The sequence below is a fragment of the Sorangium sp. So ce1504 genome, from assembly GCF_051521635.1.
Lineage (GTDB): Bacteria > Myxococcota_A > Polyangia > Polyangiales > Polyangiaceae > Sorangium > Sorangium cellulosum_B.
This window is the reverse complement of sequence record NZ_CP150365.1, coordinates 10202000-10223724: the sequence shown is the minus strand read 5'-3', so window position 1 is coordinate 10223724 and position 21725 is coordinate 10202000. Positions and strand designations below refer to the sequence as shown.

At 69.5% G+C, this 21725-nt stretch carries 17 protein-coding genes; 9 read left to right on the top strand and 8 right to left on the bottom strand.

Going from position 1 to position 21725, the window contains the following annotated elements:
- Window positions 1-6 precede the first annotated feature (6 nt).
- The 3 genes from WMF39_RS38510 to trpS all read left to right on the top strand — a co-directional run bounded on the left by WMF39_RS38510 (window position 7) and on the right by trpS (window position 3993).
- Window positions 7-1176 carry an MFS transporter gene (locus WMF39_RS38510; protein WP_437741450.1) on the top strand — a complete coding sequence of 390 codons (1170 nt, stop codon included), beginning with the start codon at window positions 7-9 and terminating at the stop codon, window positions 1174-1176.
- Window positions 1173-2639: a B12-binding domain-containing radical SAM protein gene (locus WMF39_RS38505; RefSeq protein ID WP_437741449.1), complete on the top strand. Its 1467-nt coding sequence runs from the start codon at window positions 1173-1175 to the stop codon at window positions 2637-2639. The genes WMF39_RS38510 and WMF39_RS38505 overlap by 4 nt, the downstream gene beginning before the upstream one ends.
- Window positions 2640-2892: 253 nt before the next feature.
- Window positions 2893-3993, top strand: coding sequence for a tryptophan--tRNA ligase (gene trpS, locus WMF39_RS38500; protein WP_437741448.1), 1101 nt, complete (start codon window positions 2893-2895; stop codon window positions 3991-3993).
- Between the two features lie 183 nt (window positions 3994-4176).
- Here trpS and WMF39_RS38495 read toward each other — a convergent pair whose 3' ends face one another.
- Complete coding sequence (locus tag WMF39_RS38495; protein WP_437741447.1) at window positions 4177-5061, bottom strand: MBL fold metallo-hydrolase; 885 nt, start codon at window positions 5059-5061, stop codon at window positions 4177-4179.
- The gene (locus tag WMF39_RS38490) at window positions 5058-6242 is read right to left on the bottom strand and encodes an acetyl-CoA C-acyltransferase (RefSeq protein WP_437748087.1); all 1185 of its coding nucleotides are present in this window, start codon (window positions 6240-6242) and stop codon (window positions 5058-5060) included. The genes WMF39_RS38495 and WMF39_RS38490 overlap by 4 nt, the downstream gene beginning before the upstream one ends.
- Window positions 6243-6866: 624 nt before the next feature.
- On the opposite strand from WMF39_RS38490, the gene WMF39_RS38485 reads away from it, so the two are divergent.
- Entirely contained in the window at window positions 6867-7478 is a 612-nt protein-coding gene (locus WMF39_RS38485; RefSeq protein WP_437741446.1) for a peroxiredoxin, read from the top strand.
- Between the two features lie 261 nt (window positions 7479-7739).
- Window positions 7740-9893: a glucan endo-1,3-beta-D-glucosidase gene (locus tag WMF39_RS38480; protein WP_437741445.1), complete on the top strand. Its 2154-nt coding sequence runs from the start codon at window positions 7740-7742 to the stop codon at window positions 9891-9893.
- A 55-nt stretch (window positions 9894-9948) separates the two neighbouring features.
- On the opposite strand, the gene WMF39_RS38475 is transcribed toward WMF39_RS38480, so the two are convergent.
- The 5 genes from WMF39_RS38475 to WMF39_RS38455 form a co-directional block, all read right to left on the bottom strand.
- The gene (locus tag WMF39_RS38475) at window positions 9949-11694 is read right to left on the bottom strand and encodes a class II glutamine amidotransferase (protein WP_437741444.1); all 1746 of its coding nucleotides are present in this window, start codon (window positions 11692-11694) and stop codon (window positions 9949-9951) included.
- Window positions 11695-11717: 23 nt separating this feature from the next.
- Window positions 11718-12749, bottom strand: a complete 1032-nt coding sequence (locus WMF39_RS38470; RefSeq protein WP_437741443.1) for an alpha-E domain-containing protein — start codon at window positions 12747-12749, stop codon at window positions 11718-11720.
- Window positions 12746-14374, bottom strand: a complete 1629-nt coding sequence (locus tag WMF39_RS38465) for a circularly permuted type 2 ATP-grasp protein (protein ID WP_437741442.1) — start codon at window positions 14372-14374, stop codon at window positions 12746-12748. The genes WMF39_RS38470 and WMF39_RS38465 overlap by 4 nt, the downstream gene beginning before the upstream one ends.
- Window positions 14375-14427: 53 nt before the next feature.
- Window positions 14428-14895, bottom strand: a complete 468-nt coding sequence (locus WMF39_RS38460) for a response regulator (RefSeq protein ID WP_012239707.1) — start codon at window positions 14893-14895, stop codon at window positions 14428-14430.
- A 327-nt stretch (window positions 14896-15222) separates the two neighbouring features.
- Complete coding sequence (locus WMF39_RS38455) at window positions 15223-17118, bottom strand: chloride channel protein (RefSeq protein WP_437741441.1); 1896 nt, start codon at window positions 17116-17118, stop codon at window positions 15223-15225.
- A 274-nt stretch (window positions 17119-17392) separates the two neighbouring features.
- Between WMF39_RS38455 and WMF39_RS38450 the strand changes: the two genes are divergently transcribed.
- Entirely contained in the window at window positions 17393-17761 is a 369-nt protein-coding gene (locus WMF39_RS38450; protein WP_437741440.1) for a hypothetical protein, read from the top strand.
- A 99-nt stretch (window positions 17762-17860) separates the two neighbouring features.
- Window positions 17861-18247 carry a hypothetical protein gene (locus tag WMF39_RS38445; RefSeq protein ID WP_437741439.1) on the top strand — a complete coding sequence of 129 codons (387 nt, stop codon included), beginning with the start codon at window positions 17861-17863 and terminating at the stop codon, window positions 18245-18247.
- Between the two features lie 37 nt (window positions 18248-18284).
- On the opposite strand, the gene WMF39_RS38440 is transcribed toward WMF39_RS38445, so the two are convergent.
- Window positions 18285-18989 carry a hypothetical protein gene (locus WMF39_RS38440; protein ID WP_437741438.1) on the bottom strand — a complete coding sequence of 235 codons (705 nt, stop codon included), beginning with the start codon at window positions 18987-18989 and terminating at the stop codon, window positions 18285-18287.
- Window positions 18990-19490: 501 nt separating this feature from the next.
- Here WMF39_RS38440 and glgC point away from each other — a divergent pair.
- A complete protein-coding gene (gene glgC / locus WMF39_RS38435) occupies window positions 19491-20759 on the top strand; it encodes a glucose-1-phosphate adenylyltransferase (RefSeq protein WP_437741437.1) in 1269 nt (422 codons plus the stop codon).
- Window positions 20760-20956: 197 nt separating this feature from the next.
- Entirely contained in the window at window positions 20957-21652 is a 696-nt protein-coding gene (locus tag WMF39_RS38430; RefSeq protein WP_012239701.1) for a metallophosphoesterase, read from the top strand.
- Window positions 21653-21725: the final 73 nt, after the last annotated feature.

Below are 21725 nucleotides of genomic sequence, written 5' to 3'. Positions count from 1 at the left end.
GCCGCCATGGACCGAGCATTCCGCAGATACGCAGCCATCCAGTCGATCTCGATCCTGTTCAACAACATGCACGTCCTGCTGTTGCCGTACTGGTACTACGAGCTCACCGGATCCAAGCTCCACAGCACCGCGATCTTCGCGGTCGAGGGGGTCTTCGCGCTCGTCGCGGTGCCGTTCGTGGGCGTCCTCGTGGATAACCTCTCGCACCGAAAGCTCACGGTGATCGCCGAGGCGGCGCGCGGCGCGTCGGTGGCGTGCCTGCTGGCGGTGAGCGGAGCGACGCCCGTCGTCGTCATACTCATCCTGGCGGCGATCAACAGCGTCGCGTCCTCGGTCTTCTTTCCGCTCCAGCAGGCGGTCATGAAGAACAACGTCGGACACGAAGGCGTGCTCAAGGCGCAGTCGCTCTTCTCGGCGGTGCAGGGCGCCACGCTCATCCTTGGGCCGGCCTCCGGCGCCTGGTTGGCCGGGGTGGTGGGCTACAAGGCGGTCTTCGCGCTGAACGCCGCGAGCTTCCTCCTCAGCGCGGCGAGCCACGTCTACATCAGGGATCCACAGCCGCGCGGGGAGCGCGTCAGCTTCCACCGCGACATCCGCGACGCCGCCTCGTACCTGTCCAACCGCCCCGCGCTGCGGATGGTGTATTTTGTCCAGTTCGCCACGTACGTCGCCGTCGGCTCGCTGGGCATTCTGTTCATCTATTTCTTCAGGCTGCGATCGATCGGGCTCAACGGCATCTCCATGATGATGGCCGCCCAGGGCGCAGGTGTACTGCTCGGATCGCGCCTCGCGGCCAGGTCCCCGCTGCGCGCGGACAAGCACGCGCCCTGGACTTCTGGGGGAATGGGCCTCGTGCTCTGCGTCCTCGCAGCGGTCCCCTCGCTGGGCCGGCCCCTGATCGGCCTCCTGATCTTCGTGTTCGGATTCCTGTTCGTGAACCTCGGCGTGGCGACGAGAGCGCTGGTCCAGGAGAGCGCCGAGGTGCACATGATCGGGCGGCTGTCGTCGCTCTTGAGGTTGACCATGCTCGGCGGATCCATGCTGTCCACCCTGGCCGTGGTCCTCCTGTCCGAGCGCGTCGAGGCGGACGTTCAGCTGCTCTTGCTGGGGCTGCTGCTGGCGCTCGCGAGCCTCGCCATCCTGGTTGGTCGACGTAGGAGTCAGGTGGTCACATGAAACTGGTGCTGATAGATCTGGCGGACGACGGCTACAACGCTTACCCGTTCGGGCTCTATGCGCTGAAGGCATACTTGAGGCTGCACGTCGCGCGGCTGACCGTCGAGGTCAGGTCGTTCAAGTGCGGCGCGCCCCTGGACGACATCCTGGCGCACATCGAGGGAGATCAGGCGGATATCATCGGCCTCTCGTGCTTCGTGTGGAACGAGCAGAAGAACCTCGAGATCGCGAGGCGTGTGCGCGCCCTGTCGGACTCGAGGTTCATCATCCTAGGCGGCCCCCAAATCGAAAAGGGAGCCGCAGAGGTCGAGCGGCTCCTGATCGACGGCACCGTGGACGCGGCCGTGGTCGGCGAAGGCGAGATCCCCCTGTTGCACATCGTCGAGGGGATCGCTCGCGGTGGAGCGGTCCCGTCAGGTATCGAGAACGTGGGGGTGCTCGCCGCGGGCGTCGTGCGCTGGGGCGGCGAGCCGACGTACGAGAAGTGCATCGACTACCTGCCCAGCCCCTACGCCGATCTCGATGATCTGCGGCAGATAGTCGCCGCCACGGGGGTGGCGTTGTACGAGAGCGCCAGAGGCTGCCCGTACCTGTGCACGTTCTGCGATCAGGGCGCCAAGGCGTTCCGCTCGCACTCGATGGAGCGGATCAAGAAGGACCTCTCGGAGATCTTCGCGCTCGCGCCCAGGAAAATCGTGTTCCTGGACAGCACGTTCAACGTCTCTCCAGCCAGGACGAAGGAGATACTCAGGTTCATCATAGCGCATGGCCATGAGCTCGAAATCGAGGCGGAGGTCAAGCCGGAGCGCTGTGACCAGGAGATGGTCGAGCTGATGCGAATGGCCGGGATCAAGAGCGTCGAGCTCGGGTTGCAGTCGACGAAGAGTCAAACTCTGGAGTTCATCAAGCGACGCAACAACTTCGAGAGGGTCGCGGCTTCGGTCCAGATGCTGATCGCGTCGGGCATCAACGTGTACATCGATACCATCATCGGCCTGCCCGGGGAGTCGCTCTCCGATTGGCTGGCGACCATCGACTACTGCTTCGGGCTGGGGGACGTCGCGATCTTCTCGAGCACGCTCAAGATCCTGCCCAACGCAGAGCTGAAGCGGGATATCCAGGGCATGGGCTTCACGTACGATACGGCGCGGAGCTGCGTCATCCAGCGGAGCGACGCCATGTCCGCGGAGGACCTCGAGCTGGCGCGGCTGCACCAGAAGATGATCAAGCTGTTCTGGAACCGCAGCTCCGACAGGGCGTGGCTGCGGCAGATGATCGTCGAGAAGCTCCACGGGAGATTGACGCTGTTCACCTCGGAGCTGCTGCAGCTGCTCGGCGCAGGGACCGACCCGGAGCGGCTGAAGTCTCGTCAATTCTGGTTGGACCACGCGCCGTTGACGACGGGTGCAGGACGGTATGTGCCTCCCGCGCCGCGCGGCAGGCACCTCAAGGTCCTCTCCTGAGATCCGCCGTGCCCGGCCTCCGCTCCACCTCATCGCGCAGGAGCGCGCGCTTCGACCACCCCACCTGGGCTTGAGCGCATCACACAAGTCGTCTGTGCACCCGAGGCGCAGCCCTTCACTCGGTCGGCTGCGGGGAATGAGCTCCGCTAATGGCTGATGTGCGATCCGGAAAAATATTGACCAGGGCCCGGGTTCTTCGCTATGCTCGTTCGGCTCAGCCGCTTCGGCACGTCGAGCTATCGCAGGGGCCAGGATGGAAACACGAGCGATTGAAGGCGACGACAGAGTTGAATACGGAACGTTCGAAGCTGCCGTTGAGCGAAGCAGGAAGATCGAGGAAGATCTTCCGAAGAATCCGAAGAAGTACCGCGCACTGACCGGAGACCGGCCGACAGGGAGACTCCATGTAGGTCATCTGTTCGGATCGCTGCAGAACCGGGTCAGGATCCACGAGCTCGGAGTGCCCACGTACGTCGTCATCGCCGATTATCAGGTTCTCACCGACAGGGATGTGTTCGAGAACATCTCCGAGAACATGCGCCAGCTCGTCATCGACTACATCTCGGCCGGGCTCGACCCCGAAGCCGGCAATCTCGTGATATTCCCTCACAGTCATGTTCCCGAGCTGAATCAGCTCACGCTTCCATTCCTCACGCTCGTGACGAACGCGGAGCTCGACCGGAACCCCACGGTGAAAGAGGAAATTCAGGCTGCGGGCCTCAAGAGGATCAACGCGGGGATGTACGTGTACCCGGTTCACCAGGCGGCCGATATCCTCTTCTGCAAGGGAAACCTCGTGCCGGTGGGAAAAGACCAGCTCCCTCATCTCGAAATCACAAGGACCATCGCGCGCCGGTTCAATGACCGGTTCGCGAGGAGACAGCCGGTCTTTCCCGAGCCGCAGCCGCTGCTCAGCAAAGCTCCTGTCATCCTCGGGCTCGACGGCTCCCAGAAGATGAGCAAGAGCAGGGGAAACGCCGTGATGCTCAGCTCCACGGAAGACGAGACAGTGGCCCTGATCAAGAAGGCGAAGACCGACTCCGACCGCGTCGTCACGTTTGACCCCGAAAAGAGGCCTGAGGTGTCCAACCTGCTTCTCCTCGTGTCGCTCGCGACCGGGGAGGATCCGCATGCGGTCGCCGCGCGGATCGGCGACGGGGGAGGCGGCAAGCTCAAATCGCTTCTCGCTGAGACGCTCAACGAGCTCCTCCGCCCGATCAGGGCGAAGCGGCGTGAGCTCGAAGCCAATCCCGACTACATTCAGTCGGTTCTCCGCAATGGAATCAGGGACGCGCGCGCGGTGGCTGAACAGACCCTCGGCGAAGTCCGCCGTGTCATGAACATGGAGATATGACTGTCGTGCGCCCGGCCAGAAGCAGGGCGGGCGCGACGCCGCTCTTGTCCTCGCCGCTCCCCGCGGCATCCGCAGCGCCGCCATGGCGTCGCCACGCATCACCGCGGCGCTTCATCGGCCGGTACGGCGGTGAACGCGTGCGCGACGCCTCCGCGAGGTGATCCCGCTCTGCCCGGCGCGCGGTCAGGCGTCGTTCCCCGCCGCGCGCCGCCATCGGTCCTCGCGGCGCAGGGCCCGCCCCTCGCGCTCCAGCTTGATCAGGTGTGCTTCCAGGCTCAGCCGCGCGAGCGGCCAGACGAGCGGCGCCGTATCCGCGTAGGCGATCGGCAAGAGCGCCTCGATCGACGTGCCGCTCGCGCCGCCCTCGCCGCCCGCGCCGGCCGCCTCGAGCGCCGCGAGCACCAGCCGCTCCCGCCCAAGCCGGTGCGCGATGTAGCGCCGGAACAGCGCCTCCGGCGCGTCGATCGGCCCGCCGTGGGCCGGCAGCGCGACCCGCGCCCCGAGCCCCGCGAGCCGATCGAGCTGCGCGAGGTACTCCGCCATGTCGCCCTCCCGGGGATCGATCAGGATGGTCCCCTCGCCGGCCACCATGTCGCCGCAGACCAGGGCGCCCTGCGCCTCGTCGAGGAAGCAGAGGTGGTCGGGCGCGTGCCCCGGCGTGTGGAGCACCCGCAGCGCCGTCGGCTCCGGCCCGCCGAGCCGCACCACCTCCCCGTCCGCGAGGCGGCGCGCGAGCGGGACGCCCGGGAGGCGCGGGGCCGCCTCGGCGTGCCCCCAGACCGGCAAGCCGAGCTCGGCCGCGAAGAATCGCGCCCCCCCGACGTGGTCGGCGTGGTGGTGGGTCACCGCGATCGCCACGAGCGACCGCCCCTGGGAGGCGAAGCCGCGCGCCCAGGCGAGCCACTCGCGGCGCTCGTCCTCGTACGGCGTGGCCGGCTCGACGAGCAGCACCTCGCCGCCGCCGAGCGCGTAGCTGTTCGTGTGGGTCGCGGGCGGCAGGGTCGGCGTGCGCGCGGGGAAGGCCTCCACGCCGCGCACGCCGGGCCCGACGGGCTGCGGGCGGATCACCGCTCCACGACGACCGCGAGCGCCTCGCCGCCGCCGATGCAGAGCGTGGCCAGGCCGCGCTTCGCGTTCCGGTCCTTCATGGCGAAGAGCAGCGTCGTCAAGATGCGCGCCCCGCTCGCGCCGATCGGGTGGCCGAGCGCGACCGCGCCGCCGCGGACGTTGACCTTCTGGGCGTCGAGCCCGGAGAGCTTGTTCACCGCGAGCGCCACCACCGCGAACGCCTCGTTCACCTCGAAGAGGTCGATCTGGTCCGTCGGGATGCCGAGCTTCTTCGTTGTGTTCGCGATGGCCGCGGCCGGCGCCGTCGTGAACCACTCGGGCGCCTGCGCGGCGCCGCCATAGCCGACGATCCGCGCGAGCGGCGTGAGCTTGTGCTCCTTGACGGCCCGCTCGCTCGCCAGGACGAGCGCGCTCGCGCCGTCGTTGATCGACGACGCGTTGGCCGCGGTGATCGTCCCGTCCTTCTGGAACGCGGGCTTCAGGGACGCGAACTTCTCGGGCTTGCCGGCAGGCGGGCCCTCGTCCTCCTTCACGATCACGGCGTCGCCCTTCTTCTGCGGGACGGAGACGGGCGCGATCTCCGCGGCGAAGAGCCCCTCGCGCTGGGCCGCGACCGCGCGGCGGAAGCTCTCCTTCGCGTACTCGTCCTGCGCCTCCCGCGAGAAGCCGTGCTCCCTGGCGCACGCGTCGCCCGCGGTGCCCATGTGGAAGTTGCCGTACGGATCCCACAGGCCATCGTGGATCATGCCGTCCACGAGCTTGCCGTCGCCCATGCGGTAGCCGGAGCGCGCCTGCGGGAGGTAGTAGGGCACGTTCGACATCGACTCCATGCCGCCGGCGACGACGACCTCCGCGTCGCCGAGCGCCACCGTCTTCGCGCCGAAGAGGACGGCCTGGAGGCCCGAGCCGCAGACCTTGCTCACGGTGGTGGCCGGCACCTTGCTCGGGATGCCGGCGAAGATGGCGGCCTGCCGGGCCGGAGCCTGCCCGATACCGGCGGACAGGACATTGCCGAGGAACACCTCCTCGACGGCCTCCGGAGACAGCTTTGCCCGCTCGAGCGCCGCCCGGATGGCGACCTCACCCAGGCGGGGGGCGGGCAAGGGCGAGAGTGCGCCCTGGAACGCGCCGATCGGCGTCCGGGCCGCTGCGACGATGTACACGGGGACGGGCAGGGTCATGATCTCCTCCAGCAGCGCTGATGCCATTTCATTCGATGACGCCAGCCATGCGCCTTGCGAATGTGCCTTGGGTACCTCGGTTGGCCTGGGGGGGCAAGCCGGCCCCGGGGACGCTCCGCTGCCTGCGCGGTCGCGCGCGCGGTTGCCTGCGCGGCTCGTTCGGTTCGCGGGTTCACATCGATCCTCGATCGCCCCCCTGCCTCGCTCCGCCGGCCGGGCTCTTCGCGACCGGGCTCCTCGCGATCCCCTCGCGATCCCCTCGAGATCGTATGTCACCACCCAGCCGCCGCGCGCCGCGCCTCGCGGGACGGGCGCCGCGGCCGCGCGGGACGGGCGCCGCGGCCGCGCGAAGGCGCGGGAACCCCGGAGTGGAGCGCCGTCGTCGTGCGGCCGCTCTCGGACGGAATCAAGCTCCGCCCGAGCCGGATTCGGGCTGGCCCTGAGCGCCCGCGCCCTTCGGGCCGAGGCCCCGCCGACTCGTCGCCTGGGCGCGGCGCGCGGCGACGCTGGCGCGGGCCGGGGGGCGCTATGTGGTACGCCGGGGACGTCGCGTGATATCGTGCGCGCCGATGGGGAAGGGGGGCTGTCCTCCCTGCGCCCGGGCGGACAAGGAGCGAACGAGCGATGGTGAATGCAGGCGATCGTGCCCCCGATTTCTCTCTCGAAAGCGACAGCGGTAAGACGGTGGGCCTCGCGGATTTCCCGGGCAAGACGGTCGTCCTCTACTTCTATCCAAAGGACGACACGCCCGGCTGCACGCGGGAGGCCCAGGCCTTCTCCGCGGCCCTGCGCGCCTTCGCCGAGGCGGGCGCCGTCGTGCTCGGCGTCTCCCGCGACTCCGTCGAACGCCACCGGAAGTTCAGGGACAAATACGATCTCGGGGTGACGCTCCTCAGCGATCCGGATCTCGCCGCGCACAACGCCTACGGCGTCTACGGCGAGAAGTCGATGTACGGCAAGAAGGTGATGGGCACCATCCGGAGCACCTTCATCATCGGCCCCGACCGCGCGGTGAAGCACGCCTTCAGCGCCGTGAAGGTCGACGGACACGCGGACGAGGTGCTCGCGCTCGTGCGCGGAGGCGGCGGCCGCGAGGCGCCGCCCGCGCCTGGAGCACGGGCGCCCGCGAAGAGCGCGGCCAAGGCGCCCGCGAAGAGCGCGGCCAAGGCGCCCGCGAAGAGCGCGGCCAAGGCGCCCGCGAAGAGCGCGGCCAAGGCGCCTGCGAAGACGCGATAAAGGACCCCGTGAACCGTCGGACAACGACATAGCCGACTCGCGGCGTGCGGGCTGTCGATCGCCTGATGGATGGCATCGCCAGGGCCTCCGGCGCGGGGGCGGCGGGCTCGCCAAGCTGGACGGGCCCGGCGCTTCATGAAAGAATCTGTGCCGTTGCTTGCAAATCGATGAAACTACCACGACACCAGGGCTCATCTCTCGATCCGCTTCGTGGCAGGTGGAGCGATGAGCGCTGGAGCGAGGGAGCGAGGGAGCTGGATCATGATGTTGAAGCATCCGATGCTACGGACTTTTGCTTTGCTGAGCTGCCTGTCCGCGATCGCCGCGTGCGGCGATGACGAGCCGCCGCCCAAGGTGACCGAGGGCGACGGCGGCGGAGGCAGCGGGGGGGACGGCGGCGGCGGCACCGGCGGCACCGGCGGCGTGCCGGTCGAGACGTGGGATCTCGACCGCAGCAAGCCGCTTTCGGACGTCGCTCCGGAGTTCACGGAGGCGGAGCACCCGCTCGCGCCGGGCGCCGTGCTGGCCGATCTCAAGGCCCCGCTCCCCACGAACGCCACCTGGATGAACTTCGCGCTCGGCCAGGGCGATCAGCGGATCAACGCCGCGCCGTACGACCTCAAGGCGGTCGGACAGGCGCTGTCGATCTCCCGGCCCGGCGTCGTGGTGGAGAGCGCGTCCGTCACCTCGGCGGACCTGACGCAGCTCGCGCTCAGCGCGCGCCAGGCCTTCGCCGGCCACACCGTCAAGTCGGCCGATCTCCTGTCAGTCACCGTGGAGTGGGCGGCGCAGGGCGGCACGATGACGGCGCCCATCGTGTACGGGATGCCGTACGTGACGGCCACGTACGACGGGCTCGCCCCCTCCGTCCGCGCCGGCGACGGCGTGGCGATCACCGAGGTCAACGGCGAGTCGACGAGCCCCACCACGGTCACGGGCGACCGATTCGAGATCACGCTCAACAACGGCCAGACGTGGGTGCTCTATGCATTCCCCGAGATCAGCCTCGAGTGGGACGCCCTTTCCATGATGGCGGACGAGCCGTACGAGGGCTCGCTCCGCCTCGCGCTCGTCCCCGGGCCGAACGCCGCGGCCGTGCTCGACAAGCACGCCGCCGCCATCCCGGTCGGCGGCGACATCGAGGCCTCGGTCACCGAGGACGAGGCCAGGGTGCGCTTCGTCTGGAAGACCGAGGGCGAGGGCGATCTCCTGACCATGGCGCTGCCGCACCATCTGGATCACCTCGATATGTTCAAGGCGGCGGACGTCTCGTACCCGACCGTGATTGGCCAGATGAAGGGTATCTCCGGCGCGAGCTGGGAGCTCGAGTACCCGCTCAGCACGATCGGCTGGGACGCGCCGCGCCGCGTCTCGGACGACTGGGGCGATGATATCATCGCGGCCCTCGAGGAGGACAAGGGCTTCATGCCCGACGAGGCGGTCGCCGGGACAGACCCCTATTTCGGTGGCAAGCAGATCGCGAAGCTCGCGCGCCTCGCGCAGATCGCCGAGGTGGTCGGCAAGGCGGATCTCGCGGAGGAGCTCAGGGCGCGGCTCAAGTCGCGCCTCAACCCGTGGCTCAACGGCCAGAACGGCAACCCCCTCGTCTACGACACGACCTGGGGCGGCCTCGTGACGACCAACGGCCTGGCGGACCAGGCCGCCGACTTCGGCCAGGCGTATTACAACGATCACCACTTCCACTACGGCTACTTCCTCTACGCGGCCGCCGTGCTGGCGAAGAGCGATGAGGCGTGGCGCGAGGAGTACGGGGACAAGGCGCTCTGGCTCGTCCGGGACATCGCGAACCCGAGCACCAAGGACACGTATTTCACGCCGTTCCGCAACATGGATTGGTTCAGGGGCCACTCGTGGGCGTCAGGGCTGTTCCCGTTCGCGGACGGCCGTAACCAGGAGTCGACCTCCGAGGCCGTCAACGCCTGGTACAGCATGCAGCTCCTCGGCGAGGCGCTCGAGAACGAGGACGTGAAGAACCTCGGCCGGGTGCTCCTCGCCATGGAGACGGCCTCGGCGCAGACGTACTGGCAGGTGACCGCGGACAGCGCCGTCTACCCCGAGCCGTTCAAGAACAACGGCGCCGTCGGCGTGCTCTGGTCCACGAAGGCCGACTTCGGGACGTGGTTCGGCCCCAACCCCGAGTACGTCTATGGGATCCAGCTGCTCCCGATCACGCCGATCTCGGAGTCGCTCATCTCCAAGGACTGGGTCCAGGACACGTGGCCCGTGATTTCGGAGACCACGCAGGACGCGGAGGACCCCTGGAAAGCGTTCCTGATCGCGGCGCACGCGACCGTCGACAAGGAGGCGGCCTGGGAGGACGCGCAGGCGCTCACCACGCTCGACGACGGTCTCAGCCGGACCGCGCTCCTCTACTGGATCGCCACGCGGCCCTGAGCCGGCCGCCCTCGCTCGCCATCGAGCTCACCGCGGCGCTGAGCCGGTCGACCTCTCAGTCGATCGGCTCGACCCGCACGTCGACGGCGAGGCGCTCCGCCCCGCCGCCCACGTAGATCGTGCCCGAGGTCGGCGTCGCGTCCACGTAGTTGCGCCCGACCGCGACGCGGATGTGATCGGTCTGCGTCAGGATCCCGTTCGTCGGGTCGAAGCCCTTCCACCCGATCTCCGGCAGGTACACCTGGACCCAGGCGTGCGACGCCTCGCTCTGCCGCTGGTTCTCGTGCTTCGGCCCCGTGTAGATGTACCCGCACACGTAGCGCGACGGCACGCCGAGCAGCCGCGTCAGGCAGATGAACAGGTTCGTGAAGTCCTGGCACACGCCGCGGCGGTTCGCGTACACGTCGAACGCCGTCGTGAACAGGTTGGTCGACCCCTGCTTGTACTCGTACTCCTCGAAGATCGACGCGTTCAGGTCGAGCAGCGTGTCGAGCAGATCGTAGCCGTTCCGCTCCACGAAGGTCATCGCGTACTCGATGAGCTCCGCGAGCTCGCTCTCGGCCAGCTCCGGCGGCAGGAGGAACGGCTGCAGGACCTGGCGCTGCCACGGCATCCACACGAGCGGGATCGTCGACCGCGCGCGCAGCGGGCGGAAGCTCAGCGGATCGGTGTCGAGCATCTCCACCCGCGACCTCGACTCGATGACGAGATCATGGAACGGCGTGTCGAGCAGCACCCGCCGCGCGCGGTTGCCGAAGACGTCGTCGTACTCGCGCTGCTGGCCCTCGACCGACACCTCGATCTCGTTGTGCAGGAGCGTCTGAAGCCGGTCGTGCGCCGGCGTCAGCCGCAGGAGGTGCGTGCTGCGCTCCACCGCGGTCGCGTAGTGGTACGACGTGCGGTGGACCACCTGGAAGCGGCGGACCGCCGCGTGCACGGGGCGCCGGACCGGCCGCGACGAGAGCGGCGGCGTGGACGACGACGGCTTGCGCCGGTCGGTGCGCGGGGACGCCGTGGCCCGGAGCGCCCCCTGCCGCAGCACCACGAGGTGCCCCGGCGGCACGCGCTTCCAGGACGCCGCCCGCCCGCCCGCGTGGACCTTGAGCTCCTCCGACGAGACGATGACGCCCTTGCGGCTCTTGACCCCCCGGCGCGTCAGGTCGACCTCCAGATCGTCGTCCCCGAACGCGAGGCGCTCGTACGGCGGCAGCACCTCCCACAGGAACGCGTCCCCCTCGCGATCGCGATCCGCGTAGACCACCAGATCGCGGCCGTCGGCCAGGACCGTCGTGAGGGGGCCGTGCTCGTTCATCTCGTCGAACCAGTCGCGCAGCACCGCCGGATCGATGTCGCCGATGCTCCGGAGGTTCTCCGACGCCATCCAGCGCATGAGCTCGCACAGGATGAGCTCCGTGTCCGTCGAGCCGACCGGCTGGAAGAGCGATTTCGGATCGACCTCGATCCGGTCGACGAGGCTGCCGCTGTGCGCGAACAGCCAGTCGCGCCCGCCCCAGCTCCGGCTGAACGGCTGCGTGTTGGCGTCGTTGACGCTGCCCCACGTCGCCGTGCGGATGTGCAGCACGAGCAGCGACGACTCGAGGTGCTCCCACGCCTTCACGAGCTCGCTGCGGATGCTCCCCTGCGGCGGCGCCGGCTCCTTGAGCACCGAGGCGCTCGGCTCGCCGCCGGGGTAGTAACCGATGCCCCAGCCGTCAGGCAGTTTGCGCCCGGGGCGCAGGCAGGTGAGATCGAAACATGGGGCGAGCTCGCCCTCGAACGACATCGCGAGGAGATTCGGCATGGGTGCGTCGGCGACTCTGGCGGCTACTGGCTCGTGACCGTGGGGCTACTGTCGGGCGGCCCGTAACCGAGCAGCTCGCGACCGATACCGTCGCAGATCATCGCCGTCTCGTCGACCACATGGGTGAGCGCCGCGTGGACCGCCATCGGGTCGAACGCCTCGGTGGCCCTGTCGGCCACCCACTGGTGCAGGAGCTGGAGCCGCTCGAGGCTCTCGCCGCCGGGGAGCGCCACGCTGTCCGGCGGCCGGATCTCGCAGAGGCGCGCGAACGCCGCGTGGACGCAGTGCCGGATCGAGCGCGGGAAGCGCGGCTCGTACAGGAGGAACTGGGCGACAGCCTGCTCGCTCACCTGACCCTGGTTGAGCTTCATGAACGGCTCGAACCCGGAGCAGGCGCGGAGGAGCGAGAGCCAGAGAGCCGTCTCCACGACCCGGTGCTGCCTGCGCAGCGCGCCCTGCGCCTGCGCGCTCATCTCCGACGGCGACGGAAGGTTGGTCAGCGCGTGGTGGTGCACGTCGAGCGTGCGCGCGGTCTGCCCGACGCGCTCGAGCAGCACGCCGAGCCAGATGAAATCGAGCGGCGTGTCGTTGAGCATCGTGCTCTGCGTGAGCCCGAGGCAGAGCTGTGTGAGCTGGCGTACTCGCCGGTAGAAGGCGTAGCGGCTCGACCTGAACTCCTCCCGCGCCTCGTCGCTGTTCACCCAGAGGTGGAGCTCGTTGACGGTCTCCCACACCTCGAGGCTGACGACCTCCCGGATCGACCGCGTGTTCCAGCGCGCGGCCGAGATCGAGCTGCGGAGGCTCGTCGGGTTGTCCTCGTCGAAGCTCATGTAGCGCTGCACGAGCTCGCCGTCGGCCGCGGCCTCCTCGCCGTGCTCCGCCCCGAAGTGCGCCTTCTGCCCGGCCACGATGATGACCGGCAGCCAGCACTGGTGCGCCGGGATCTCGGCGTCGAGCGCGAGGTTCTGCGTGACGGCGAGGATGCGGGCCATGTTCTCGGTCCGCTCGAGGTAGCGGCCGAACCAGAAGCAGTGATCGGCGACGCGGGAGATCACGGGGCCTCCGGGGGGGCAGGTCCCGGCGCGGCGCCGGGAGGGTCGTTGTTCGCGGCGGCGGGGCTCGCGTCGGAGCCGCCGATCGAGGGCGTGCGCTGCGCGCTCTCGCCTGGGCCCTTCAGGACCCAGGTGTCCTTCGAGCCCCCGCCCTGGCTCGAGTTGACGACGTAGGAGCCGGCCACCAGGGCGACGCGCGTGAGCCCGCCGGGCAGCACCCACGCGCCGTCGCGGCCCGTCAGCACGTAAGGGCGCAGGTCGAGCCGCCTCGGGACCGCGGTCTTCCCGCTCGGGTCCCAGGTGGGGCTCGTCGAGAGCTCGACCCGGTGCTGGGCGATGTAGCGGCGCGGCGTCGCCTGGATGCGCGCCCGGAACTCGTCGCGCTGGGCGGCGGTCGACTGCGGCCCCATCAGCATGCCGTAGCCGCCGGCCTCGTCGACCGCCTTGACGACCAGCTGGTCGAGGTGGTCGAGCACATAGCGCCGGTCGTCGTCGCGCATGCAGAGGTAGGTGGGGACCTGCTCGAGGACCGGCTCCTCGCCGAGGTAGTAGCGGATCATCTCCGGCACGAAGGGGTACACGGCCTTGTCGTCCGCCACGCCGTTGCCGGGCGCGTTCGCGAGCGCGACGTTGCCGGCGGCGTAGGCGCGCATCAGGCCGCGCACGCCGAGCATGCTGTCAGGGCGGAAGGCCTCGGGGTCGAGGAACGCCTCGTCGATGCGGCGGTAGATGACGTGGACCCGGCGGGGGCCGCGCGTCGTCCGGACGAAGACCTCGTCCTGATCGACGAACAGGTCGGGGGCCTGCACGAGCTCGAGCCCCATCGTGCGCGCGAGGAAGCTGTGCTCGAAATAGGCCGAGTTGTAGGGCCCCGGCGTGAGCACGACGGCGCTCGTGCCGCTCGGGCTCGCGGGCGACACCGAGCGCAGCGTCTCGGCGAGCCGGGCCGGGTAATGGTCGACCCGCTGCACGCGCGCCTTGTCCAGCAGGTGCGGCAGGACGCGCTTGCTGATGAGCCGGTTCTCCAGGACGTAGGAGACGCCGGACGGCGTGCGGAGGTTGTCCTCGAGGACCCGGAAGGTCCCGGCCGGATCGCGGATGATGTCGACGCCCGCGATGTGGATGCGCACGCCGCCCGGGGGCCGCAGGCCGTGCACCTGCTTCAGGTACTGCCCGGAGCCGAGCACGAGGTCCCGGGGGACGCGCTCCTCCTTGAGGATGCGCTGGTCCCCGTAGACGTCGTCGAGGAAGAGGCCGAGCGCGCGGACGCGCTGCTCGAGGCCCCGCTCCATGTGGGCCCAGTCCGCCGCGGAGAGCATCCGGGGGATGAGGCAGAGCGGGAAGATCTTCTCCGCGCCGCGCTGATCCGCGTAGACCGAGAACGTGACGCCCTGGTTGAGCAGGGCGAGCTCCGCGAGGTGCTGCGCGCGCGCGAACTCGTTCGGCGCGAGCGCGCCGAGGAGCGTGGCAGTGCGCAGGAACTCGGGGCGAGGAGCGCCGTCTCGACCAAACAGCTCGTCGTAGGCGCCGGGGAGGGGAGTGTAGCCGGCGAAGAGGCCGGCACCCGGGTTCTCTAACAACACTGGAGTGAAGCTACCGCTGGACGGCCCTGGAGGTCCATGGGCCATTTGCGCTTTCTGCCGCGATGGAGGCAGTGGCGCGGTCGGCTGATCGACTCGGCCTACTCGGCGTCGAGGATTTGCCGCTCTCTTGAGCGCGTGAGCTCGTCGACCGCGGCGAGGAAGGCGTCGTAGTCGATCGGCTTGGGCAGCACCCGAGCGACACCGAGGCTCGTCGCGTCATGTTTTGAAGACGCGGATGAAACAATGACTGGTATACGGGCCGTCTTCTCGTTGTGCCGGAGCGCCGTGAGCAGGCCCCAGCCGTCCATCACCGGCATCATGATGTCGACGACGAGCAGATCCGGCGGCGCGATCTGGTCGAGCAACGCCAGCGCCTCCTCGCCGTTCGAGGCGCAGCGCACCTCGTAGCCGCCCTCGCTCTCCAAGATCATGCTCACGACCTCCTGGATGTTCGGCTCGTCGTCCACGACGACCACGAGCTTGGCGCGGCTGTTCGGCGCGCTCGATCGTGTTCGTACTTCTGCGTTGCGCCGCACCGTCCGACCTCCGAGCGTATCGACAAGCATGCCGTTCTCCCTCGCGCTCTCCGGACCCCGAATTCTCCGGATGAACGAGAGTATTCCCCACGCGCTCCGTTCCGTCGCTGCGTGGAATCCAAGATTGAAAGCTCAGGAGACTCCCGAAAGCGGTGGGGGCCGCACGCTTGCGGCATTACGCCCGAACCACGATCGGGCGCGCGGCGCGACCAGGACATCCACGCGCGCACGCCCATGACACGCGCGTGTCGGCCGCGCGGACGCGCGGGCGCGGGAAAGTTGGCCATTCCCGAATTTCCAGGACGAGCGCGCCCTGCGTCCGCCCTGCGTCGTCGTCGGTCGCCTGTTCCGAGATTCCTACTGTCCCGCGCTCTCGAGCTCCGCCGTCGCGTCGTGGTAGGCGCGCGTGACGTCGGATTCGTCCAGGATGCCGACGATCTTGCCCTCGGCGTCGGTGACCAGGAGCTCTCGCACGCGCAGCTCCAGCAGCACCTGGAGCGCGTGGTGCAGGTCCTCCGCTTCGCTGACCGAGGCGGGGCTCGCCATCATGTCGTGCGCGATCGCGAGCCCCGAGAGCTCGGGGCTCGTCGCGGTGGCGCGCAGGATCTCGGCGTCGATGGTGCCGACGACCTTGCCGTCCTCGGAGAGCACGGGGAAGGTGTCCTGCCACTCGCACGCCGCGATGCGCTCGACGACGATCGAGGCGGGGGTCCGCGTCTCGAACGACACGAACGGGCGGCTGCGGATGACGATGTCGGCGACGCGGATGCTGCGGAGCACGTCGACGATGAGCTCACCCCGGTGCGCCGGGGACTCGCGCTTGGTCGCGACCTGCGCGCGGTACAGGGTGCTGTGCCTGAGCGCCACGAAGGCGATGCCCTCGCAGAGCATGAGCGGCACGAGCAGGTCGTAGCTGCCGGCGAGCTCGCAGACCATGACGAGCGAGGCGATCGGCACGTGCGCGATCCCGCCGTAGAACGTGCCCATCCCGACGAGCGCGAACGCGCCGGGGTCGATGCGCGGGTCGCCGAGGAGGAGCTCCGCCGCGCGCCCGAAGGCCCCGCCCGTGAGCGCGCCGAGCACGAGCGAGGGGCCGAAGTCCCCCGCGCTGCCGCCCGAGCCGACGGTGAGCGAGGTCGCGACGATCTTCGTGGCGAGCAGCACGAGCAGGAGCTGCACCGAGGTCCACCCGCCGGGCAGCCACGGGGCCCCCGTGATCGCGATCTGGGCCGCGCCGTAGCCCGCGCCCAGCATCCCGAACCCCTCCCCCGGCCTGTCGAAGCGCGGCCCGAGGAGCATGAGCAGCGGGGTCACGAGCGCGCCGAGCGCGAGGCCGCCGAGCGCGGGCTTCGCCCAGGGCGGCAGGCGGATCCGGTGCACCGTGTGCTCCACGGCGTGCAGCGTCCGGAGGAAGAGCGTGGCCACGAGCGAGACGACGAGCGCGAGCGCGGCGTAGAGGGGGAGGTGGCTCGGGATGAACGGGTAGCGGGGCGCGTGCGCGAAGAGGGTCGACTCGCCGAAGAAGTAAATGAAGACGGAGTACGAGACGACGCTCGCGAGGATGGAGGGGATGAGCGCGTCGGCCTCGAAGTCGTCGCGGTGCAGCACCTCGACGGCGAGGAGCGCGGCCCCGAGCGGCGTCCGGAACACGGCCGCCATGCCCGCGGCCGCGCCGGCGATGAGCAGGATCCGCCGCTCGCGCGTGTCCACCCGGAGGGCGCGCCCGATGATCGAGCCGATCGCGCCGCCGATCTGCATCGTGGGCCCCTCGCGCCCGCCGGACCCGCCGCAGCCGAGCGTGAAGATGGAGGCGAACGCCTTCACCACAGGGACGCGGCGGCGGATGTGGCCGCCCATGTGGTGGAACGCCCGGATGAAGGCGTCGCCGCCGCCGCCGCGGGTCTCGGGCGCGAGCTTCGTCGTGAGCACCCCGCCGACGAGGGCGCCGAACGCCGGCAGGACGAGGACGAGCCAGGGCCGGAACGCCCCGATGTGCGCGCTCGAGAGCACCGCCTCGCCCTTGGCGCGGAGCGGCTCGTAGCCGGTGACCGCGATGAAGAGCTCGTGCTCGGCGAGCTCGAGGGCGGCGAAGAACAGCGAGCCGGCGATGCCGGCCGTGACGCCGACGAGGATCGCGTGGAGCAGCACCCGGCCGACGAGCTGGAACGGGATCAGCCCCCGCGCGCGGGGCATCGGCGTGCGCGCCGCCCCCGTGCGGCTGGGGCGTGATGGGGAGTATTCGCGGGACGACATCATGATCTCGTGGCCCAGGGCCTCCCCCCTCGAGCGATGGGCCTGGCAGGAGCGGTAGCTTCCCTGATCTTCAGCGGGATGCCGCCTGAAATCGCCGCCAGGATCGCCGTCCCCGGAGGGGTCCTCGCGGTGTCGGCCTCCGCTCGGTCTTCGTTCGGCTTCCGTTCGGCTTCCGCTCGGCTTCCGCTCGGGCCTCCCGCGCTCCATGAGCGAGGAAGGAAGCCTGGCGCGGGAGCGGCACCCGGACCCGCCCGAGCCCGGACGAGGTGGAGTCATGACGACCGATCGGAGCACCGTCGAGTACGGCACCCTCATCACCGGAGACGCGAGCGTCACGATGGGCGACGCGGCCGTCCAGACGACGGACGAGAGCGTCCGCACGACCGCCGAGACCGTGGTCACGCCCGTGGTGGCGCTCGAGCTGGCCGCCGAGCTCCTGGCGGGCTCGCTCGGCCCGCTGATCGACGAGGATTACGTGCAGGGCAAGACCCGGTTCCGGGACGTGCTCTGTGACCGGATCGACATCTCGCAGCTCGAGGCGGAGGAGCTAGTCGACGATATGGAGCGGTCGGGGCGGATCCGTTTCATCGGCGTGGCAGAGGGCCGGGGGTGGCACATCCAGCAGGGAGCGGGGGTGCGTTGATCGCCGCTGTCTCGCGCAGAAAAACGGGCTCGCCGGTGGTGCCTGACGAAACAATTCCCTTGCCGGCGTACTCGACTCGTGGCCTACGCTGAGGCGCCTATGGAGGACGGTACGAAGCCGCGCAGGGCCGTGGTCCCGAACGCTCCGCCCGCTCCGCTCGTGATCGTGGCCGGTTGTCCTGCCGAGCTCGTCGCCGTGTGCCGCGAGGCGGGGGCCCGGCTCGGGGTGACGGTGCGCGAGTGCGATCTGCGCTCGCTCCGGGCGACGAGCGCGGCGTCGCATCTGTACGCCGTGATCGTGGGGGAGGAGCTGTACCGGTTCGATCGGGAGGTGTTCGACGCGATCATCCGTCAGGCGCCGGCGTCGCTGGTGCGCGTCGATCGCCGGGAAGCGGACGACGAGTCGGCGCGGCGGCTGCTCGTCGATGCCGTCTTCGAGTCGGCGGCGACCGAGCCGAGCAGCGGGATCCGGTCCATCCTGACGTGAAGCGGCGCGGCGCGACGGCGCACCGCCGCCGCCTGCGTCAGGGCCTGCGCTTCATGCCGGGGAGGGTGGCCTTCTCGGGCGGCGGCTCGAGGTACTCGATCTGCTCCGCGGACAGGATGCCGTACTTCGGGTTGGCCGCCGCGCCGCCGGTCGACTTCGTGAACGTCACGCCGTAGGTGCCGGTGACCTTGACCTTCGCGCCGACGGCCGGGATCGGGTTCGGCAGCTCCTGGCCCCAGAACTCGTCCGTGAGCTTCGCCTCGCCCTCCTTGCCGCGCGGCGCTTTGTCGATCGCCTCGATCATGGTGTAGATCTGCGCGAAGTTCGACGCCCAGCCCATGACGTCGATCATGTCCTTCGTCTCGCCCTTCTCGTCGGCGATCGCGAAGCTCGGGACCGGCGCCTTGCAGTCCGGCGGGTCACCCTTGCCCGTCTTGTGCACGGCACAGGCGGGGGCCTCCGCCAGGTTCGTCTTGACGATGTAGCCGACGATCGAGAGCTTCTTGCCGTTCACTTCCTCGAAGTGGACGCGGCTCCGGAGGTCGTGCGTGACGCCCCAGACCGTGTAAGCGTCGCCCTGCTTCTTGTTCTTCGCGGGCAGCGTCGGCACCGCGGGCAGGGTCGCTTTGCGGCCGCTGAAGGCGGGCTTTGCCTGGTAGGGCTGCTCGTCCGTTCCGCACCCTGAAGTGCCCGCGACGAGGAGGATGGCGGCGAGGAGGGTTCGACCGAATCGGGCGTTCATGGCATCTCCAAGGTCAGCGTGACGGGCACCTCCAGCAGGAAAGATCCAGCGCTGGAATAGCCCTCGGACAGCGGTGCGCCGCGTGCGGGTCAGGCGCCTCTCGCATGCGCGCGCGACGGCGGAAACGGCTAACACGGCCGCGAGTCGATCGTAAAGAGAAACGGAGACGTCCCCCTCTCTTCATCGATCCTCGTCGCGCATCGGCGCGCGGCAGCGCGCCGGCGGAGGGCCGCGCATCGGCGCGCCGCGGCGGAGGGCGGGCGGAGGACGGTAGAGCGCGACGGGCCGCTGCCGGCGCCGCCCGATCGCGGGGCAGGAGGGCGTGAGAGGCGGGCTCGGCAAGGCGCGCGGCGCGACCCGCCCGGGCTCCGCCCGGCGCCGCCAGGCTGGGTTGCGCGGGCCTCCGCGGCGTTCTCCCGGTCCCGAGGTTGCCTCGAATACGCGAAGGACGTGTTTCCGCTCTTCGCGATGGCAACATCGATCGAGTACCCTCTCCGTCCCATGCGCGAGACGACCCTGCGCACCGCTTTCGAAGCCTCGAAGGTTTTGGTGATGATCCTTGCTGGCGGCGAGGGCCGCCGGCTCGGCCCGTTGACGCACGATCGGGCGAAGCCGGCCGTGCCGTTCGGCGGCCGGTACCGGATCATCGACATCGTCCTCTCGAACTTCGTCAACTCCGGGCTGCACCGCATCAAGATCCTCACGCAGTACAAGAGCGCGTCGCTAGACGAGCACATCGCCCGAGCTTGGCGCCTCTCGCCGATGCTCGACAGCTTCATCGAGACCGTCCCTGCGCAGCAGCGCACGGGCAAGAGCTGGTTCAAGGGGTCGGCGGACGCCGTCTACCAGACCCAGCACGTCATCACGGACGAGTCGCCCGAGCACCTCTGCATCTTCGGCGGCGACCACGTCTACAAGATGGACGTGCGCCAGATGCTGCACGATCACCTGTCGCGCGACGCGGAGGTGACCGTCGCCGCCATCCCGGTGACGAAGGAGGAGGCTCGGGCCTTCGGCGTCATCGAGTGCGACGAGTCGGGGCGCATCCTCGCCTTCCACGAGAAGGTGCAGGATCCGCCGAGCATGCCCGGCAGGCCGGGCATGTGCCTCGCGTCGATGGGCAACTACATCTTCAAGACGAAGGCGCTGCTCGACGTCCTCGAGCACGACGCCGCGACCGAGGACAGCGCGCACGATTTCGGGCGCGACATCATCCCGCGCATGGTCCAGAGCGGCAGCCGCGTCTACGTCTACGATTTCCACGAGAACCTCGTCCCCGGCGAGGACGAGGGCGCGGGGTACTGGCGCGACATCGGGACGATCGACGCGTACTGGGCGGCCCAGATGGATCTCGTGAGCATCCAGCCGGCGTTCAATTTCTACAACCCGCGCTGGCCGATCCGGACCGGGATCAGCCACGACCCGCCCGCCAAGTTCGTCTTCCGCGACGAGGCGAACGCGCGCGTCGGCATCGCCACGGACAGCCTGGTGTCGCTCGGGTGCATCATCTCCGGCGGCAGGATCCACCGGAGCGTGCTCTCGAACCGGGTCCGCGTGAACTCCTTCAGCCACATCGAGGAGTGCGTGCTGTTCGAGGACGTCAAGATCGGGCGCCACGTCAAGCTCCGCCGCTGCATCATCGACAAGGACGTCGAGATCCCCGCCGGCGCCGAGATCGGCTTCAACCTCGAGGAGGACCGCAAGAAGTGGTTCGTCAGCGAGGGCGGGATCGTCGTGATCCCGAAGCGCGCCAAGATCGACTCCCCGTAATGCGCCTGACCAGGGCCCAGCGCGGCGCCGTCCGGGTGGCCGGCGCGTAACTCTCCTGAATTACATGTAAAATTCCGATCACGGCGCGTGGCGATCGCGGCGCGCTCGCCGGCGGAGCCGCGCGGTCCTGCCGCGTCCGCGGGGACGGGCCTGGGCGCCCCCCATGGAACGGGCGTCCCTGCTACGTTGGGTGTGCGATGCCGCGCACGATCATCATCGGTGACGTTCACGGCTGCCGGGATGAGCTGGCGCGGCTGATCGAGCACGTGGGCCTCGTATCGGGCGATCGGGTCGTCATGGTCGGCGATCTGATCGTGCGCGGCCCTGATCCGTGCGGAACGCTCGATCTGCTCCGGGAGGTCGGCGCGATCTCGGTGCGGGGCAACCACGAGGATCGGCTGCTCCGCTGGCGTGCCGGGCGGAGCGATCCTCGCGGCGAGCCGCTGGGGGAGCTCTCGAAGGAGACCGCGCAGCAGCTGCGCAAGCGGGACTGGGCGTGGCTCGAGACGCTGCCGTACTGGCTGGATCTGCCGGAGCACGGGCTCCGTGTGGTCCATGCAGGGTTGATCCCCGGGCTGCCGATCGAGCGACAGGATCCGCACACGTTGATGTACGTGCGCTGCCTCGGCCGCTACGGCGAGCCGGTCGAGCGCCGCGGGGGCAAGACGCTGTGGGGCCAGACGTACCAGGGCCCGCCGCACGTGGTGTTCGGCCACAACGCGCGGAGCGAGCCGCAGATGCACGCGTGGGCGACCGGCATCGACACGGGCGCGGTCTACGGGGGGCGCTTGACGGCGATGGTGCTCCACGACGGCGAGCGCGTCCCGCCGCCGGCGGCACGCTCCGAGGTTCTGGTCTCGGTCCCGGCGCGGCGCCGTTACGTGGGACGTTAAAAATGCTCCGCGTCTTCCAGCGGTTCCGCGCGATCGGCCGCGCCTCTCTGCGGGAATTTCGTTAGGCTCCCGT

What these genes read in the sequence shown, in the direction of transcription:
- WMF39_RS38510 (WP_437741450.1), top strand. Translation starts at nt 7, where the DNA reads ATGGACCGAGCATTCCGCAGATACGCAGCCATCCAGTCGATCTCGATC.
- WMF39_RS38505 (WP_437741449.1), top strand. Translation starts at nt 1,173, where the DNA reads ATGAAACTGGTGCTGATAGATCTGGCGGACGACGGCTACAACGCTTAC.
- trpS (WP_437741448.1), top strand. Translation starts at nt 2,893, where the DNA reads ATGGAAACACGAGCGATTGAAGGCGACGACAGAGTTGAATACGGAACG.
- WMF39_RS38490 (WP_437748087.1), bottom strand. Translation starts at nt 6,242, where the DNA reads ATGACCCTGCCCGTCCCCGTGTACATCGTCGCAGCGGCCCGGACGCCG.
- WMF39_RS38485 (WP_437741446.1), top strand. Translation starts at nt 6,867, where the DNA reads ATGGTGAATGCAGGCGATCGTGCCCCCGATTTCTCTCTCGAAAGCGAC.
- WMF39_RS38480 (WP_437741445.1), top strand. Translation starts at nt 7,740, where the DNA reads ATGATGTTGAAGCATCCGATGCTACGGACTTTTGCTTTGCTGAGCTGC.
- WMF39_RS38475 (WP_437741444.1), bottom strand. Translation starts at nt 11,694, where the DNA reads ATGCCGAATCTCCTCGCGATGTCGTTCGAGGGCGAGCTCGCCCCATGT.
- WMF39_RS38465 (WP_437741442.1), bottom strand. Translation starts at nt 14,374, where the DNA reads ATGGCCCATGGACCTCCAGGGCCGTCCAGCGGTAGCTTCACTCCAGTG.
- WMF39_RS38460 (WP_012239707.1), bottom strand. Translation starts at nt 14,895, where the DNA reads ATGCTTGTCGATACGCTCGGAGGTCGGACGGTGCGGCGCAACGCAGAA.
- WMF39_RS38455 (WP_437741441.1), bottom strand. Translation starts at nt 17,118, where the DNA reads ATGTCGTCCCGCGAATACTCCCCATCACGCCCCAGCCGCACGGGGGCG.
- WMF39_RS38450 (WP_437741440.1), top strand. Translation starts at nt 17,393, where the DNA reads ATGACGACCGATCGGAGCACCGTCGAGTACGGCACCCTCATCACCGGA.
- WMF39_RS38445 (WP_437741439.1), top strand. Translation starts at nt 17,861, where the DNA reads ATGGAGGACGGTACGAAGCCGCGCAGGGCCGTGGTCCCGAACGCTCCG.
- WMF39_RS38440 (WP_437741438.1), bottom strand. Translation starts at nt 18,989, where the DNA reads ATGAACGCCCGATTCGGTCGAACCCTCCTCGCCGCCATCCTCCTCGTC.
- glgC (WP_437741437.1), top strand. Translation starts at nt 19,491, where the DNA reads ATGCGCGAGACGACCCTGCGCACCGCTTTCGAAGCCTCGAAGGTTTTG.
- WMF39_RS38430 (WP_012239701.1), top strand. Translation starts at nt 20,957, where the DNA reads ATGCCGCGCACGATCATCATCGGTGACGTTCACGGCTGCCGGGATGAG.